Here is a 14,910-nt window from a genome sequence, read left to right on the forward strand (position 1 = left end):
ACCTCGCGCGCACCCGGCCGCCAGGCCAGCAAGGAGCCGCGATGAAGCTGAACGTGAACGGACGCGAGCACCAGCTCGACGTCGAGCCTGAGATGCCCTTGCTGTGGGTGCTCCGTGACGAGCTGAAGATCACTGGCCCCAAGTACGGCTGCGGCATCGGCTTCTGCGGCGCCTGCACGGTGCACATCGACGGGTCGCCGGTGCGCTCCTGCTCGATGCCGGTCGGCGCCGTAGCCGGCCCTGTCGTCACCATCGAAGGCCTCGGTCAGCCCGAGGCCCTGCACGCGGTGCAACAGGCCTGGATCCAGCACCAGGTGGCCCAATGCGGCTATTGCCAGTCGGGCCAGATGATGACGGCGGCCGCCTTTCTCGCGCAGGCCGGCGGCCTGCCCACCGCCGCCGAGATCGATGCGGCGATGAGCGCCAACCTCTGCCGCTGCGGCACCTACCCGCGCATCCGGGAGGCGGTGCAGACCGCCGCCAAGCTCTTGAACGGAGGCGCGAAATGAGCCGCCTCCGCACCATCGCCCGCCGCAGCTTCCTGATCGGCTCGGCCGCCATTGCCGGCGGCGTCGTGTTCGGCGTCTACCAGGTCCGCAAGACGCCGGCCAATCCGTTGAAGGACGGGCTCGCGCCCGGCGCCGCAGCCCTCAATCCCTGGGTCCGCATCGACAAGAACGGCATCACCTTGATCACGCCGCAAACCGACCTCGGCCAGGGCGCCTATTCGGTCCAGGCCTTGCTGATCGCCGAAGAGCTGGACCTCGACTTCGGGCAGTTCCGTACCGAGCCAGGCCCACCGGCTGCGGCCTACTACAACCGCGCATTGGGCAGCGAGCAAGTGCCCTTCCTGTCCTACGACAAGGGCATGGCAGCCGAGGCCCTGCGCGGCGCCATGGGCGGCCTGTTCAAGCTGATGGGCTTGATGGTCACGGGCGGTTCGTCGACCGTGCCCGACGGCTTCGACAAGCTGCGCGAGGCCGGCGCCATCGCTCGCGAGACGCTCAAGCTGGCGGCCTCCGGCAAGACCGGCGTGGCGGTGGCACAGCTGAAGACGGCCGGCGGCGCCGTGCTGCTGCCGGATGGCCAATCGATCAAATACACCGAATTGGCTGAGATGGCTGCCACGCTGGAGCCGGTCACGGCCGTGACGCTGCGCGAGCCCTCGCAGTGGCGCCTGATCGGCAAGCCGCAGCAGCGCCTGGACATCGTGGCCAAGTCCACCGGCACACAGGCCTATGGCATCGATGTGGCTATGCCGGGCATGGTGCATGCGGCCGTCAAGGTGAACCCGCGCCAGGGGGGCAAGCTGGTCCGCTTTGACGCGAGCAAGGCCAAAGCCATGCGCGGCGTGAAGCAGATCGTCCCCGTCACCAATGGCGTGGCCGTGATTGCCGACAACAGCTGGCGCGCCTTCCAGGCCATCAAGCAGATCGCTTGCGAATGGGGCCCGGCCCCCTACCCGGCCGAGATGGCCGGCCATTGGTCGGCCATCGCTGCGAGCTTCACAGCCGAGCGGCTCGACAAGGAATGGCGACACGACGGCAAGGTCGACCAGGCGCTGGCTGAAGGCCCGGTCATCGAGGCCGAATACAAAGTGCCCTATGTGGCGCACCAGCCGCTGGAGCCGCTGAACGCCGTCGTCAAGGTTGGCGCGGATGGCGTGGATGTGTGGGTCGCCCACCAGATGCCGCGCTTCGCGCAGGAGAAGGTCGCGGCCATCACCGGCCACAAGCCCGAGCAGGTGCGCCTGCACCAGCAATCGGCGGGCGGCAGCTTCGGCCACCGGCTGGAGTTCGAGAACGTCACGCTGTGCGCCGAGATCGCCAAGCAGTTGCCAGGCGTGCCAGTCAAGCTGACCTACTCGCGCGAGGAAGACTTCGCCCACGACTTCCCGCGCCAGATCGGCATGGCGCGCGGCAAGGGCCGGGTCAAGAATGGCCAGGTCGATGCGTACGACCTGCAGGTCGCCACCGTCAGCGCCTCGGCCTCGCAGGCCGGGCGGCTGGGCCAGCCCCAGCCCGGCCCCGACCTGCAAATCGCCGCCGGTGCCTGGAACCAGCCTTTCGCCATTCCCAACTTCCGCATGCGCGCCTACAAGGTGCCGGAGCTGGCACCGACCAGCTCCTGGCGATCGGTGGGCGCCTCTTCGCAGGGCTTCTTCGCCAACGCCTTTCTCGAGGAACTGATCCACGCCGCTGGCGCCGACCCGCTGAAAGAGCGGCTGCGGCTTTGCAATCACGAGGTCTCGCGCAAGGTGCTGGAGGCCGTGGGCCAGATGTCCCACTGGGGCACGCCACTGGGCCCCAACCGGGGTCGCGGCCTGGCCTTCGTGGAAAGCTTCGGCGTGCCGGTGGCCGAGGTCGTCGAGGTCACGAAGATGGACAAGGGCATCCGCATCGACAAGGTCTTCGTCGCGCTGGACGTGGGTCGCGTGGTCGACCCGGTGAACTTCGACAACCAGGTCAAGGGTGCCGTGGTCTGGGCTCTCGGGCACGCGATGAACTGCGAGATCACCTATGCCGACGGCATGGCCCAGCAGACCAACTTCCCGCAGCACCCCGGCATGCGGCTGGACCAGTGCCCGGAGATCGTCGTGCGAGCACTGGAGAACGCGCCCCAGGTGCGCGGCGTCGGCGAACCGCCGGTGCCGCCGGCCGCGCCGGCCCTGGCCGCTGCCATCTTTGCCGCCACCGGCAAGCGGTTGCGCGAGATGCCGTTCAGCAAGTTCGTGGACTTCGTTTGAGGCAAGCACTGATGCTTTCTTCCCTGCATCGCGCTGCGGCGCTGATCGCCACCACCCTGCTATGCCTCTCGGCAGCCAGCGCCGCAGACGATGCCGTAGAAACTGCCAACGCGAAGGCGGTTCAGGCTGTGCAGCAGGCCATGAAGGAGCGGCGCATCCCGGGCCTGCAGATCGCCGTGGTCAAGCACGGTCGACTGCTGTTGTCCGGCGCCTACGGCCTTGCCAATGTCGAGAACCAGGTGCCGGCGTCCAGCCGCACGCTGTTCCCGCTGAACTCGGCGACCAAGCCCTTCACCGGCGTCGCCATGATGCAGTTGGCCGAGGCCGGTCTGGTCGACCTGGGCGCGCCGATCTCGCGCTACCTCGACGACCTGCCCGAGGCCTGGCGCAGGATCCGCGTGCGCCAGCTGCTCGCCCACACTTCGGGCCTGCCCGACATCGTGGACCCGCGCGGCCTGATCGGCGGCGCCACCGAAATCGAGGCCTGGAAGCAGGTGAAGGCGCTGCCGGTGGCAGCGCCCGCCGGCGAACGCTTCTCGTACAACCAGACCAACTACGGCCTGCTGGCCCAGATCGTCACCAAGCTGACCCGGATGCCTTTCGAGCAGTACCTGGCCCGCGAGCAGTTCAAGCCGGCTGCCATGAATGTGACGATGTTTGGCGACAGCTACGACCTGGTGCCGAACGCGGCAACGATCTACAGCGTTTTCCCGCGCGGGTCCCTGGCGCCCGATGACGCCACGCGGATGTCCCGCTGGCATTACGAGATTCCCTACGGCCTGTGGTCGGGCGGCGGCCTGCAGACCACGGCCGAGGAGGTCGCGCGCTGGATCATCGCCCTCAGCGAGGGCCGCCTGCTCAAGCCTGCCAGCCTCAAGGCCATGTGGACACCCGAGAAGCTGAACAACGGCACCGACGGGGCCTGGGGAGCCGGCTGGCCAGTGCTGCAGACCTCGCCCCAGCTTCAGGTGGCGGGCATAGGCGGTGCCCGCGCCGCCTTCTTCGTCTACCCCGACGAGCAGCTCGCCATCATCGTGCTGACCAATCTCGCGGGCGCCAACCCGCAGAGCTTCATCCCGCAGATCGCGGCGTTCTACAAGAACCTGCCGGCCGCTGCCGGCCGCTGAGGCCGCCGCCGCACGCGACAGCCCCACGGGCAAGCCAATACCCCTGCGCGCCGATTGGACTTGCTGAATTTTCAGTAATTACTGAAAATTCAGCAAAGTCTTGAGCCGGATCAACCGCCGTGGGCGGTCGCCGGTACAGGGCCGAGCTGGAGTTCCCATGGAATCGCTGAGCCCCCTGGTCCGCAGCTTCGTCGCGCATTTCGGCGAGATGGGCAGCCGCTGGGGCATCAACCGCACGGTGGGGCAGATCTATGCCCTGATCTTCGTCACCCCGCGCCCGCTCAACGCGGACGAGCTGGCCGAGGCGCTGGAGTTCAGCCGCTCCAACGTCAGCATGGGCCTGAAGGAATTGCAGGCCTGGCGACTGGTGCGACTCAAGCACCTGCCGGGCGACCGGCGCGAATACTTCGAGGCCCCCGGCGATGCCTGGGAGATCTTCCGCACGCTGGCCGAGGAGCGCCGCCGCCGCGAGATCGAGCCCACGCTCTCCATGCTGCGCAACGCCCTGCTTGAAACGCCGGCCGGCCCCGATGAGCGCTACGCCCAGGAGCGCATGCGCGGCATGCACGACCTGATCGAGCTGATGACGAGCTGGTTCGACGACGTGCAGCGCATGGATTCGCAGACGCTCGGCCAACTGATGAAGATGGGTTCCAAGGTGCAGAAGCTGCTGGAATTCACCGGCCGCATTCCCAAAGCGGCCAAGCCTGACAGGGAGTCCTGAGCATGGAAGCCCTCGACGCTCTCGTGCTGGCGCGCCTGCAGTTCGCGGCCAACATCTCCTTCCACATCCTCTTCCCCACGATCAACATCGCCCTCGCCTGGGTGCTGATGTTCTTCCGCTGGCGCTGGCTCAAGACCGGCAGCGACACCTGGCTCACGGCCTACCGCTTCTGGACCAAGGTCTTCGCGCTCTCATTCGCCCTCGGCGTGGTCAGCGGCATCACCATGAGCTTCCAGTTCGGCACCAACTGGCCGGGCTTCATGGAGAAGGCCGGCAACATCGCCGGGCCGCTGCTTGGTTACGAGGTGCTGACCGCCTTCTTCCTCGAGGCCAGCTTCCTCGGCATCATGCTGTTCGGCCATGGCCGGGTCGGCGAGCGCGTGCATCTGGCCGCCACCTTCCTGGTGGCCTTCGGCACCACGCTGTCGGCCTTCTGGATCCTGAGCCTCAACTCCTGGATGCAGACGCCGCAGGGCTTCGAGATCATCAACGGCGAGTTCCATGCGCTCAGCTGGTGGGACGTGATCTTCAACCCCTCCTTCCCCTACAGGCTCTCGCACAAGCTGCTGGCTTCGGGCCTCACCGTGGCATTCATCCTCGCGGGCGTGAGCAGCTGGCAATTGCTGAAGGGCAAGGCCCAGCCCTGGACCGCCGCCGTGCTGCGCGTGGGCCTGACGCTGGGCGCCGTGCTGATCCCCTTGCAGATCTGGGTCGGCGACATGCACGGCCTCAACACGCTCAAGCACCAGCCCGCCAAGATCGCCGCAATGGAAGGCGTGTGGCAGACCGAGCGCGGTGCGCCGCTGCTGCTGTTCGCCTGGCCGGACGAGAAGACGCGCAGCAACCATCTGGAAGTTCCCGTCCCCAAACTCGCCAGCCTGATCCTCACGCACGAGGCGGACGGCGAGATCCGCGGCCTCGATGAATTCAAGGGCGCCCATCCGCCGGTCAGGCCGCTGTTCTTCGGCTTCCGCGTGATGGTGGGCACAGGTCTCCTGATGCTGGCCTTCAGCTGGGCGGGCCTGTGGCTCTACCGGCGCAAGCAGTGGCAGTCGCAAGACCTGCCGCGCTGGCTGCTGCGGGGCCTCGCGCTGATGAGCTTCTCGGGCTGGCTGGCCACGCTGGCCGGCTGGTACGTGACCGAGATCGGCCGGCAGCCTTTCATCGTCTACGGCCTCTTGCGCACCGCCGACGTGGCCTCCACCACGCCGGCGCCGAGCATCGCGCTGTCGCTGGCCGGCTACCTCGTCCTCTACCTGGGCCTGATCGTGGCCTACATCTCCGTGATCAAGTACATGGCCGAAAAGCCGCTCGATGCCACCGCCGGGAGCCAGCCATGAACGCGAACGACTGGATGCCCCTGGTCTTCATGGGACTGATGGGCCTGGCCCTGCTGGTCTACGTGATCCTGGACGGCTATGACCTCGGCGTGGGCCTCCTGATGGCCGGCGCGAGCAGCGAGCACAAGGACCGCATGGTCGCCTCCATCGGCCCGTTCTGGGACGCCAACGAGACCTGGCTGGTGCTGGGCGTGGGCATCCTGCTGGTGGCCTTTCCCAAAGCCCATGGCCTGATCATCGGCGCGCTCTACGGGCCGGTGGCGGTGATGCTGATCGGCCTCACATTGCGCGGGGTGGCCTTCGATTTCCGCGTCAAGGCACAGACCGCCTGGAAGCCGCTGTGGAACCGCGCCTTCATCGTCGGCTCGCTGATGGCCTCGCTGGCGCAAGGCTGGATGCTGGCGCGCTACATCACGGCCTTCGAGACCGGCCCTGCCTACACCGCCTTTGCCGCCGTGATCGCCCTGGCCCTGGCTGCCGCCTATGTGCTCTTGGGCGCCGGGTGGCTGATCATGAAGACCGACGGCGACTTGCAGGCGCTGGCGGTCAAGCGCGCCAAGAAGGCCTGGCCGGCCGTGGTGCTGGGCCTCGCCCTCGTGTCGCTGGCCACGCCGCTGGTAAGCCCCACGGTGTCGGCGCGCTGGTTCAGCATGCCGGCCCTGATCGCCCTGCTGCCCATCCCCTTGTGCACCGGCCTCGCCCTGCTGGCCCTGCGTGCCCTGCTCAACTCGCACCGCGTGCTGGGCAAGCTCTGCTGGCTGCCGTTCGCGCTGATGGTGCTGGTCATGCTGCTCGGTTCGCTCGGACTGGCCTACAGCCTCTACCCCTATGTGCTGATCGACCGCATGACGGTCTGGCAGGCAGCTGCGGCGCCCAAGTCGCTGGCCTTCATCCTCTGGGGCTGTGCGATCGCGGTGCCGGCCATTGCTGCCTACACGGTGTTTGCGTACCGCGTGTTCTGGGGCAAGGCCGGGGAGCTGCGTTATGCCTGACGCTCAAACGCTGGCCGCCGGATTGCTGATGGCCGGCGCTGGCGTGGCCGGTGTACTCGGCGCACTGCACCTGGTGTTCACCTACAACGGCGAGCGCTTCGAGCCACGCGACGCAGTGCTCGCCGAAGCAATGCGCCAGGTCTCGCCACGCATCAGCCGCCAGACCACGATGTGGCGGGCCGCGCGCGGCTTCCATGCCAGCCACAGCCTTGGCGTACTGCTGTTCACCACGGTCTGGATCTACCTGGCCGGCTGGCAGCTCAGCTTCCTGCGCGGCGCGCCTTTCCTGTTGATACTCGGCCAGATCGTGCTGCTGACCTATCTGCTGCTGGCACGGCTCTACTGGTTCAGCATTCCCTTGCGCGGCATCACGCTGGCCAGCCTGCTCTACGCGGCCGGCTGGCTCGCCTTGACGCAGGCCGGGTGAACGAGGAGCAGCAGGCCCCGCCCTTCCTGCACAATCAGCGGGCAGCCCCTGCCCGCCCATGACCACACCTGCGTTCCCTGCCCGCCGCCTGGCCACGCTGGGCTTGCTGGGCCTGGCATTGCCGCCACTGCAGGCGGCGCCTGGACGAAGCCTGCGCATGGTGCGCTCCGAATGGCCACCCTATCTCTACACCACAGGCGGCCGCCAGGGTGGGCTGGACGTGGAGCTGATCGAGGCCGTGCTGCAGCGCGCCGGCTGCAAGCTTGTGATGGTGGACGAAACGCCACGCCGCCGCCGCATCCAGATGATCGCGGCCGGCGAGCTGGACCTGGTGCCGGCGGCCACCCCTGCCGAGCACCGCCAGGCCGAAGTCTGGTTCACGGCACCCTACCGGCAGGAGTGGTTCGGCCTGCTGAGCCTCGCGTCTCGCCAGCAGGAGTTCGCCCGGCTGAACTCCTTCAGCGAGCTGATCACCCGCCGCCTGACCGTGCTGGCGCCCAAGTTCCGAATGGGCGGCGAGTTCGACAGCCTGGTGGAGCGCTTGAGCGCCGCACGCCTGATCGAGCACTACGACAGCGCTCGCAAGGGCCTAGCCATGCTGCAACGCGACCGGGGCGCGCTGATACTCGGCGACATACCGACACAGCAGTTCCTGGGCCAGGCCGAGGGCACGCCGCTTACCCGCGTGCCGCTGCCGGAACAGCGTGAGCCGGTCAGCCTGATGCTGAGCCGCCAGACCGTCTCTGCCGAGTTGCTCGCGCAGATCAACGCGGCGATCGCGGCCCTCGAAGCGGACGGCACGCTGCCGGTCATCCGCAAGCGCTACGGCTTCTGAGCGAGGCGCGACGCCAGAGCGGCGATGCGGCCCGGCTGCGGGTCCAGCAGCCGCTGGTCGTGTCGGTAGTCCTCGGTGACCTCGATGCGCCAGCCTTGACGATCAAAGCGCCGGGCCAGCGCTGCCACGAGGTGGTCGAAGCTCAGCGCCGATTCGGCATTGCTGTCCAAGTGCACCACCCGGCCGGCAACCGCTTCGTCCTGCAACAGGCCCAGCAAGGCCATGGCCGTTTCGGGCATGAAGGAACAAGCCGGTATCCAGCAGCGGCTGGCGGCGATGCGGCCCTGCTCGCGCTGCCAGTGGTCCAGCGTCGCGAGCATGTTGTTGCCCTGCGCGACCTCGTCGATCTGCCAACCGATGCGCGCAATGCGGGCCGTGGGGCAGGCCGCACGGATCGCATCCTCGGCGACGATCTTGAAGCGGCCGTAGTCGTCCTGCGCCGTGCGCTCGTCACCGGGGTGATGCGGGCCGTCCGGCTGATGGTGAAACACCATGGCCGTGCTGGTAAACAACAGGGGCAGATCTTGCCTCGCCGCGTACTCAGCCAGGCCCGACGCCCAGGCTGTCGGCCCCAGGGCCAGGTGGGCTATCGCATCCGGCCGGCTGGCCTGCAGGTGCGCCGCCACGGCGACCGCGTCGTCGGTCGGGATGCGCCGGCGGTCCCAGCCCAACACCTCCCAGCCGGCGCTGGCAGCCGTGCGGGCCAGATGCGGCGCCAGCGTGCCGCTGAGGCCGGTGATCAGCAAACGGCCCGGCATCAGTGCCGGGTCCTTATGCTCCAGCCCCAGGGTGCCAGCTTGGCAGCCGCACCATCAAGAAGGTAGGACTGATCAGCCGCAGAAAGGTTGACCGCCACGGTCACCACATTGCCGCCCAGCTGGCGGCGGAAGGCAAAGACCTTGTCGTTGCCGGTCTCGAGCAGCTCGGCCGGCGCGCCGTACTGGCCATTGGCCAGGGCCGGGTTGTTCTTCTTCAGGGCCACAAGCTCGGCGTAGAAAGCCTGCAGCTCATAGCCCTTCCAGTCCACCAGGTCCTTCTCGAAGAAGGCCAGGCGCTTGTCGAGGCGCGACTCCTGGCCGCCGTAGATCAGCGGCATGCCGGGCAAGGTGAAGGTGAGCACGGCCAGCGCCTGGTAGGCCTCGCCATAGAGCTCGCGGTCCGTGCCGTGCCAGGAATTGAAGTCGTGGTTGCTGGTGAAGCGCATGCGGTAGGCATGACGCGGATAGACCTTCGGCGCCGTGCCTTCGTTCTGGGCCGTGAGCCAGGCGCGCATCTCGGCCGCCCCGGCCTGGCCCTTGCCCACGGCCTTGAAGACGTCAGCCAGGTCCCAGCTGTAGCTCATGTCGAAGGCGCTGCGATGCAGCTCGGGCTTGTCGGACTCGGCCAGCATGAACACCGGCTTGATCGCATCGAGCTCGCGCCGCGCCCGCTCCCAGAAGTCGGAGGGCACGAGGCTGGCCACATCGCAGCGGAAGCCGTCCATGCCCACCTGCTGCAGCCAGAAGCTCATGGCTTCGATCATGGCCTTGCGCAGGGGCTCGCTGCGGTAGTCCAGGGCCACCACGTCGGTCCAGTACTCGGGCTCGGCACCTTCGGTGAACGTGACCGGGAAGATCTCGCCCTTGTCGTTCAGCTTGTACCAATCCTTGTGCTGGCGGGTCCAGGGATGGTCCCAGGCCGTGTGGTTGGGCACCCAGTCAAGGATCACCTTGAAGCCCAGCTCATGCGCGGCCTTCACCATCGCCTTGGCGTCGTCCAGCGTGCCGAACTCGGGATTCACCGCCGTGTAGTCGCTGATCGAGTAGTAGCTGCCGAGGCCGCCCTTGCGCTCCTGCTTGCCGATCGGCTGCAACGGCATGAACCAGAGGATGTCCACGCCCAGCTTGCGGATGCGTGGCAGATCGCGGGCAAAGGCCTTCAGCGTGCCCTCGGGCGTGTGCTGGCGGACGTTGACCTGGTAGATGCTGGACTGGCGCGACCAGGCCACATGGGGCATGTCGGACGCCGTGCCGGACACAGCGCTGCTGGATTGACTCATGGCGAACGGAGCGATGAAGGCGCAACAGGCCGCAAGGACCAGGGCGCGAAGCTGGGTGAAGGTCATGCGGCGCCCTGATCCCTAAATCTTGAGCGGCGGCGCCTTGCAATGCTGGGCGATGTAGGCCGAGTGCTCGGGCATCACGTCCACGCACTTGCCGATCACGTCACGCACGCCCTCGAGAAACTCCAGGATGCCGGCCTCGGTCTGCACATCCACCAGCGGGTGGTAGCCCTGCGTGGCCAGGTTCTGGCCTTCCATCACCTGCAGCCAGCCCACCTCGGTGAACAGCTCGTTGTTGAAGCGGAAGATCCGGCCGTGGCTGCGGTAGAGGTCCATCTTCTCCTTCAGCGTCTGCGGAATCTCCATCGTCGCGCAGGCCTTCCAGAACTCCGAGTCGGTGCGCTGGTTCAGGTGGTAGTGCAGGATGATGAAGTCGCGGATGCGCTCGTAGTGGAAGCGGCTCTGGCGGTTGAATTCCTCGGTGTCGATGGCGCTGAAGCCCCGGTCCGGGAAGAAGTCGATCAGCTGCTGGATCGAGGCCTGGATCAGGTGGATGCTGGTCGATTCCAGCGGTTCCAGGAAGCCGCTGGAGAGGCCGATGGCCACCACGTTCTTGTTCCAGCTCTTGCTGCGCATGCCGGTCTTGAACTTGATCATGCGCGGCTCGGCCAAGGCCTTGCCGTCGAGGTTGGCCAGCAGCGTCGCTGCGGCCTCGTCGTCGCTGATCGCGTTGCTGCAGTAGACATGGCCGTTGCCGATGCGGTGCTGCAGCGGGATGCGCCACTGCCAGCCGGCCTTGTGCGCGGTGGAGCGCGTGTAGGGCGTCAGCACCGGGGCAGACTCGCAGGGCACGGCGAGCGCGCGGTCGCAGGGAAGCCAGTGGGTCCAGTCCTCGTAGCCGGTCTGGAGCGTCTGTTCGATCAAGAGGCCGCGGAAGCCCGAACAGTCGATGAAGAGATCACCCTCGACACGCTCGCCACTTTCCAGCACCACGGCGTCGATGTGGCCATCGCCCTCGCGCTGCGTGGCATGCGAGATCTTGCCTTCGGTGCGCAGCACGCCGCGCTGCTCCGAGAGCTTGCGCAGGTAGCGCGCGTAGAGGCTGGCGTCGAAGTGGTAGGCGTAGGCAATCTCGCCCAGCGGCGAGTTCGGCAGATCGGTCTGGGCCGGCAGGAACTTGTTGGCCTTGGAGGCCATGCGGGTGATCGAGTACTCCTCCAGCGGCGCCGCCTTACCGGCGGCGCGCATCTTGCGCCAGTACTGCTCGAAGGGCACGGTCCAGAGGTCCTGGCCCACGCGGCCGAAGCCGTGCATGTAGCGATCGCCGAGTTGCCCCCAGTTGACGAACTCGATGCCCAGCTTGAACGTGCCCTGCGTCTCGCGCATGAACTCGTTTTCGTCGAGGCCGATGGTCTTGTTGAAGCGCTGGATCATCGGGATCGTCGCTTCGCCGACACCGACGATGCCGATTTCATCGGACTCGACGAGCCGAATCTTGAAGCGGCCACGCAACACCGTGGCCATGGCCACGGCCGTCATCCAGCCGGCCGTGCCGCCACCAACGATGACGACGGTCTTGATGGGGGTTTGCATGCTCATTCCTGCTTGCCTCGACAAGCCGGCGACGCGCCGGCCGTTGATAAAAAAACCCCCGCAGGCCTGAGCCGGGCGGGGGTCAAGTCGAGGAGCTCTTTTACAGCTTGTAGTTGATGCCGAACAGATAGGTCTTGCCGTACTTGATCGTGTCGGTGATCGCGTTCGGGTCAGAGTTGTAGCGCTGGAACTTCGAGTTCGTCATGTTGTTGCCCTGAGCCAGCAGCGACAGGCCCTTCAACCAGCCGGACTGGAACTCGTAAGACAGCTGCAGGTCGACAATCGACTCGCCCTTGATGAAGGTGAGCTGGCGGTTGTCCTGGAAGTCGCTGACCTCACCCAGGAAGTCCGAGCGCTTGCGCTGGGCCACGGCGATCTGGAAGCCGGCCTTCTCGTAGTAGAAGCGCAGGTTGGTGACCTTCTTCGACAGGCCCGGCAGCGGGATCTTGATCGTGCCGACGTTCTCCACCGAGAAGCCCGCGGTGGGCAGCTCGACCGAGCTCGAGGTGTTCGAGTGGTTCAGCATGACGCCGAAGCCATCGAGCCACGAGGACACGAAGTTCAGGGGCACGTTGATCGCCAGTTCGATGCCGCGGATGTTGCCACCCTCGCCATTGATCGGCTGGTTCAGCAGGCCGACGGTCGAACCCTTGTTGGGGCCGGTGGTCGGCAGCGGCGTGTTGGCGCTGGTGTAGGGCTTGAAGTCGAACAGCGTGGGCACGCGCAGGATGTAGCTGTCGAGCTTCTTGTAGAAGCCGGCGGCACTGAAGTAGCCCTTGCTGCCGAAGTACTTCTCGTAGGAAACGTCAACGGCCTTGGCGCGGAAAGGGTTCAGCTTCGGGTTGCCACCGTCGCCGGTCAGGATCTGCGAGCCGGTGTTGTTCACCGAGTAACCCAGGCTGGCACGCATGTCGTTCATGTTGGCCCGCGACAGCACCTTGGCTGCGGCGAAGCGCATCACCTGGTCGCCGCCCAGGTCGAAGTTCATGTTCAGGCTGGGCAGGAAGTCGGTGTAGGTCTTGCCTTGTGCCACCGTGGCACCCGGGCAGGTGGCCGCCGTGTTGCCCGTGCAGCTTGCACGATCGACGTTGAAGCCGGTCGACTCCTGGTTCGTGTGCACCAACTGGGCACCCACGTTGCCGCGGTAGTTCAGGCCGAACAGCTCACCATCGAGGTCGCCCTTGAAGTAGCCGGTCGTGACCTTTTCCTGGACGCTCCAGTCCTTGTTCAGGATGTCGGAGTCGACCTTCTTGGCCAGGTCATAAACAGTGCCCAGCGAACCGCGCGGATCCCAGGACACCACCTGCAGGCCCGTCGTGCCGGCGATGGCAATGTCCGAACCCGGCACCGTGGCGGCACCGTAAGGGTCATTGCCCTTGATGACCAGGCGACCTTCCTGGGTCTGGCGGATCTTCTCGCGGCTCGTGTAGTTCACGCCGAACTCGCCGGCCACGATGGGGCCCCAACGCAGCTCGGTCTTGCCCGAGAGGCGCAGGCTGTCGATCTTGTCCTGCACATGAGGCAGGGCCACATAGCCGGCCTGCGGCGAGGATTCGCCACCGGACCAGCCGTCCACGTCCGTCAGCTTGGCAACGGCGCGGTCGGCGTAGCTCAGGCTGGTCGAGTACTTCACGTCGGTGAAGTTGGAGCCGTTGAAACCGGTCCAGCTGATCGAGCCCAGGCCGGCGGCACTCTTGTTGCCATTGCCAGGCTGACCGGCGGTGGTTTCGTAGCGCGAGGAGTCACGCACCACACGCGACTGCGACAGATCGGCCAGCAAGGTCCAGTCCGCCACCTTCAGCTTGTTGTTCCAGCCCCAGGACTTCAGGCTGTCGTCGCCGCCCTCGACGTGGTTGCGCACCACGCCCTTGTAGTTGGACAGCGTGCCCGAGGCCACAACGCCATTGGCGATCGTGTAGTTGGTGATCTGGCCGCGCGGGTCGTAGGAGGCGTTGTCGTCGTCACCAATGGCGCCTTCCAGGCCGGTCTTCTTCAAGCCGAAACGGCCCTTGGAATAGAAGTAGTCGAAGGTCGACTCGAAGTCCTTGTTGGGCTTCCACTGCAGCGTGGCCATGCGGCCTTCGCGGGTGGCGGTGCTGGTCTCGGTGTCAGCGGTGAAGCCACCGATCACATTGACCTTGCCAACGCCAGAGGTGCAACCGGCCGGGGGCGTCGGGCCGTCGCAGGCCAGCAACGGCGAGCCGGCAGCGCCACTCGGCGCAAACGGCAGCGTCCAGCCGCCCCAGGAATTGAACTTCTGCTGGTCGGCGCCCTTCTCGTCGAACTTGACCAGACCCAGGGCCACACCGATGGTGCGGTCGGCGAACTGGTCGATGTAGCTGACCGACTTGCGCGTGCCCGTGCCCTCACCGGCACCCGAAGCCACGCCGGTGCGCTGCTTGCGGTAATTGACGGCAGCCTGGCGCTCCTTGAAGTTCAGCGGACGCACCGTCTGCAGGTCGATGGTCGAGGCGAGACCCTGCCCGACGAGGGCGCCGTCCGGGCTCTTGTAGATCAGGACCGAGGCCAGCAGTTCGGACGGATACAGGTCGAACTCGACGCCACGGCTGTCGCCGCTGGACGCTTGTTCGCGGCCGTTAAGCAGAGCGCCGTTGAAGTCGGGCGACATGCCGCGCACGCTGACGCTGGAGGCCTTGCCGGTGGACTTGTTGCGCTGCGAGGCCACACCCGGCAGGCGCGAAACCGACTCGGCCACCGAAGCGTCGGGCAGCTTGCCGATGTCTTCGGCCGAGATCGCTTCGATGATGGAGTCCGAGCCTTTCTTGGCCGAGATCGCGTCTTCGATGCCCTTGCGGATGCCGGTGACGGTCACCGTCTCCAGGGTCTGGGCTGGCGGCGTGGTGGCCGGGGCCGTCTGGGCGTAGACGCCACTGGCCACCATGAGCACCGCACAGCCGGCGACCACCGGGCTGAGACGGAACTGCTCATGCTTCTGTCGGGATGTCTTCATTTCTTGTCTCCTGAAGCTTTTCTAACAACACAAGCCCCGCAACGATCTGGGAGTAGTTCTTGTCGGGGAACCGAGAACCTGTAATTTGCAAGAATTCTGTACTAAAACTAGATC

The 14,910-nt window shown here is 66.4% G+C and carries 12 protein-coding genes; 8 read left to right on the top strand and 4 right to left on the bottom strand.

The window, feature by feature from the left end; genetic code table 11:
• The first annotated feature begins 41 nt into the window (after positions 1 to 41).
• The 8 genes from J7U46_RS11370 (at position 42) to J7U46_RS11405 (ending at position 8,191) form a co-directional block, all read left to right on the top strand.
• Positions 42 to 509 (top strand): (2Fe-2S)-binding protein, encoded by a 468-nt coding sequence (locus J7U46_RS11370; RefSeq protein WP_282825837.1) that lies wholly within the window; start codon positions 42 to 44, stop codon positions 507 to 509.
• The gene (locus tag J7U46_RS11375; protein WP_282825839.1) at positions 506 to 2,746 is read left to right on the top strand and encodes a molybdopterin cofactor-binding domain-containing protein; all 2,241 of its coding nucleotides are present in this window, start codon (positions 506 to 508) and stop codon (positions 2,744 to 2,746) included. Before J7U46_RS11370 ends, J7U46_RS11375 begins: the two co-directional genes overlap by 4 nt.
• A gap of 11 nt (positions 2,747 to 2,757) precedes the next feature.
• On the top strand, positions 2,758 to 3,873 hold the full coding sequence (locus J7U46_RS11380) for a serine hydrolase domain-containing protein (protein WP_282825841.1): 1,116 nt from the start codon (positions 2,758 to 2,760) through the stop codon (positions 3,871 to 3,873).
• A gap of 157 nt (positions 3,874 to 4,030) precedes the next feature.
• The gene (locus J7U46_RS11385) at positions 4,031 to 4,597 is read left to right on the top strand and encodes a GbsR/MarR family transcriptional regulator (protein ID WP_282825843.1); all 567 of its coding nucleotides are present in this window, start codon (positions 4,031 to 4,033) and stop codon (positions 4,595 to 4,597) included.
• Between the two features lie 2 nt (positions 4,598 to 4,599).
• A complete protein-coding gene (locus tag J7U46_RS11390) occupies positions 4,600 to 5,937 on the top strand; it encodes a cytochrome ubiquinol oxidase subunit I (RefSeq protein WP_282825845.1) in 1,338 nt (445 codons plus the stop codon).
• Positions 5,934 to 6,929, top strand: coding sequence for a cytochrome d ubiquinol oxidase subunit II (locus J7U46_RS11395; RefSeq protein WP_282825847.1), 996 nt, complete (start codon positions 5,934 to 5,936; stop codon positions 6,927 to 6,929). Before J7U46_RS11390 ends, J7U46_RS11395 begins: the two co-directional genes overlap by 4 nt.
• The gene (locus J7U46_RS11400) at positions 6,922 to 7,356 is read left to right on the top strand and encodes a hypothetical protein (RefSeq protein ID WP_282825850.1); all 435 of its coding nucleotides are present in this window, start codon (positions 6,922 to 6,924) and stop codon (positions 7,354 to 7,356) included. Before J7U46_RS11395 ends, J7U46_RS11400 begins: the two co-directional genes overlap by 8 nt.
• Before the next feature lie 58 nt (positions 7,357 to 7,414).
• Positions 7,415 to 8,191 (top strand): transporter substrate-binding domain-containing protein, encoded by a 777-nt coding sequence (locus J7U46_RS11405; protein ID WP_282825852.1) that lies wholly within the window; start codon positions 7,415 to 7,417, stop codon positions 8,189 to 8,191.
• On the opposite strand, the gene J7U46_RS11410 is transcribed toward J7U46_RS11405, so the two are convergent.
• The 4 genes from J7U46_RS11410 to J7U46_RS11425 all read right to left on the bottom strand — a co-directional run bounded on the left by J7U46_RS11410 (position 8,179) and on the right by J7U46_RS11425 (position 14,796).
• The gene (locus J7U46_RS11410) at positions 8,179 to 8,949 is read right to left on the bottom strand and encodes a sugar nucleotide-binding protein (protein ID WP_282825853.1); all 771 of its coding nucleotides are present in this window, start codon (positions 8,947 to 8,949) and stop codon (positions 8,179 to 8,181) included. The genes J7U46_RS11405 and J7U46_RS11410 overlap by 13 nt on opposite strands.
• On the bottom strand, positions 8,949 to 10,295 hold the full coding sequence (locus J7U46_RS11415) for an alpha-amylase family glycosyl hydrolase (protein WP_282825854.1): 1,347 nt from the start codon (positions 10,293 to 10,295) through the stop codon (positions 8,949 to 8,951). The genes J7U46_RS11410 and J7U46_RS11415 overlap by 1 nt, the downstream gene beginning before the upstream one ends.
• A gap of 15 nt (positions 10,296 to 10,310) precedes the next feature.
• Positions 10,311 to 11,831, bottom strand: a complete 1,521-nt coding sequence (locus tag J7U46_RS11420; protein WP_282825856.1) for a tryptophan halogenase family protein — start codon at positions 11,829 to 11,831, stop codon at positions 10,311 to 10,313.
• 94 nt (positions 11,832 to 11,925) lie between these two features.
• Positions 11,926 to 14,796, bottom strand: coding sequence for a TonB-dependent receptor (locus J7U46_RS11425; RefSeq protein ID WP_282825858.1), 2,871 nt, complete (start codon positions 14,794 to 14,796; stop codon positions 11,926 to 11,928).
• Positions 14,797 to 14,910: the final 114 nt, after the last annotated feature.

It is taken from the genome of Pelomonas sp. V22, assembly GCF_030014915.1.
Taxonomy (GTDB): domain Bacteria; phylum Pseudomonadota; class Gammaproteobacteria; order Burkholderiales; family Burkholderiaceae_C; genus JAUASW01.

Bases quoted from the DNA above. Each gene is read 5' to 3' on its own strand.
- J7U46_RS11370 (WP_282825837.1), top strand. From the start codon at position 42: ATGAAGCTGAACGTGAACGGACGCGAGCACCAGCTCGACGTCGAGCCT.
- J7U46_RS11375 (WP_282825839.1), top strand. From the start codon at position 506: ATGAGCCGCCTCCGCACCATCGCCCGCCGCAGCTTCCTGATCGGCTCG.
- J7U46_RS11380 (WP_282825841.1), top strand. From the start codon at position 2,758: ATGCTTTCTTCCCTGCATCGCGCTGCGGCGCTGATCGCCACCACCCTG.
- J7U46_RS11385 (WP_282825843.1), top strand. From the start codon at position 4,031: ATGGAATCGCTGAGCCCCCTGGTCCGCAGCTTCGTCGCGCATTTCGGC.
- J7U46_RS11390 (WP_282825845.1), top strand. From the start codon at position 4,600: ATGGAAGCCCTCGACGCTCTCGTGCTGGCGCGCCTGCAGTTCGCGGCC.
- J7U46_RS11395 (WP_282825847.1), top strand. From the start codon at position 5,934: ATGAACGCGAACGACTGGATGCCCCTGGTCTTCATGGGACTGATGGGC.
- J7U46_RS11400 (WP_282825850.1), top strand. From the start codon at position 6,922: ATGCCTGACGCTCAAACGCTGGCCGCCGGATTGCTGATGGCCGGCGCT.
- J7U46_RS11405 (WP_282825852.1), top strand. From the start codon at position 7,415: ATGACCACACCTGCGTTCCCTGCCCGCCGCCTGGCCACGCTGGGCTTG.
- J7U46_RS11410 (WP_282825853.1), bottom strand. From the start codon at position 8,949: ATGCCGGGCCGTTTGCTGATCACCGGCCTCAGCGGCACGCTGGCGCCG.
- J7U46_RS11415 (WP_282825854.1), bottom strand. From the start codon at position 10,295: ATGACCTTCACCCAGCTTCGCGCCCTGGTCCTTGCGGCCTGTTGCGCC.
- J7U46_RS11420 (WP_282825856.1), bottom strand. From the start codon at position 11,831: ATGAGCATGCAAACCCCCATCAAGACCGTCGTCATCGTTGGTGGCGGC.
- J7U46_RS11425 (WP_282825858.1), bottom strand. From the start codon at position 14,796: ATGAAGACATCCCGACAGAAGCATGAGCAGTTCCGTCTCAGCCCGGTG.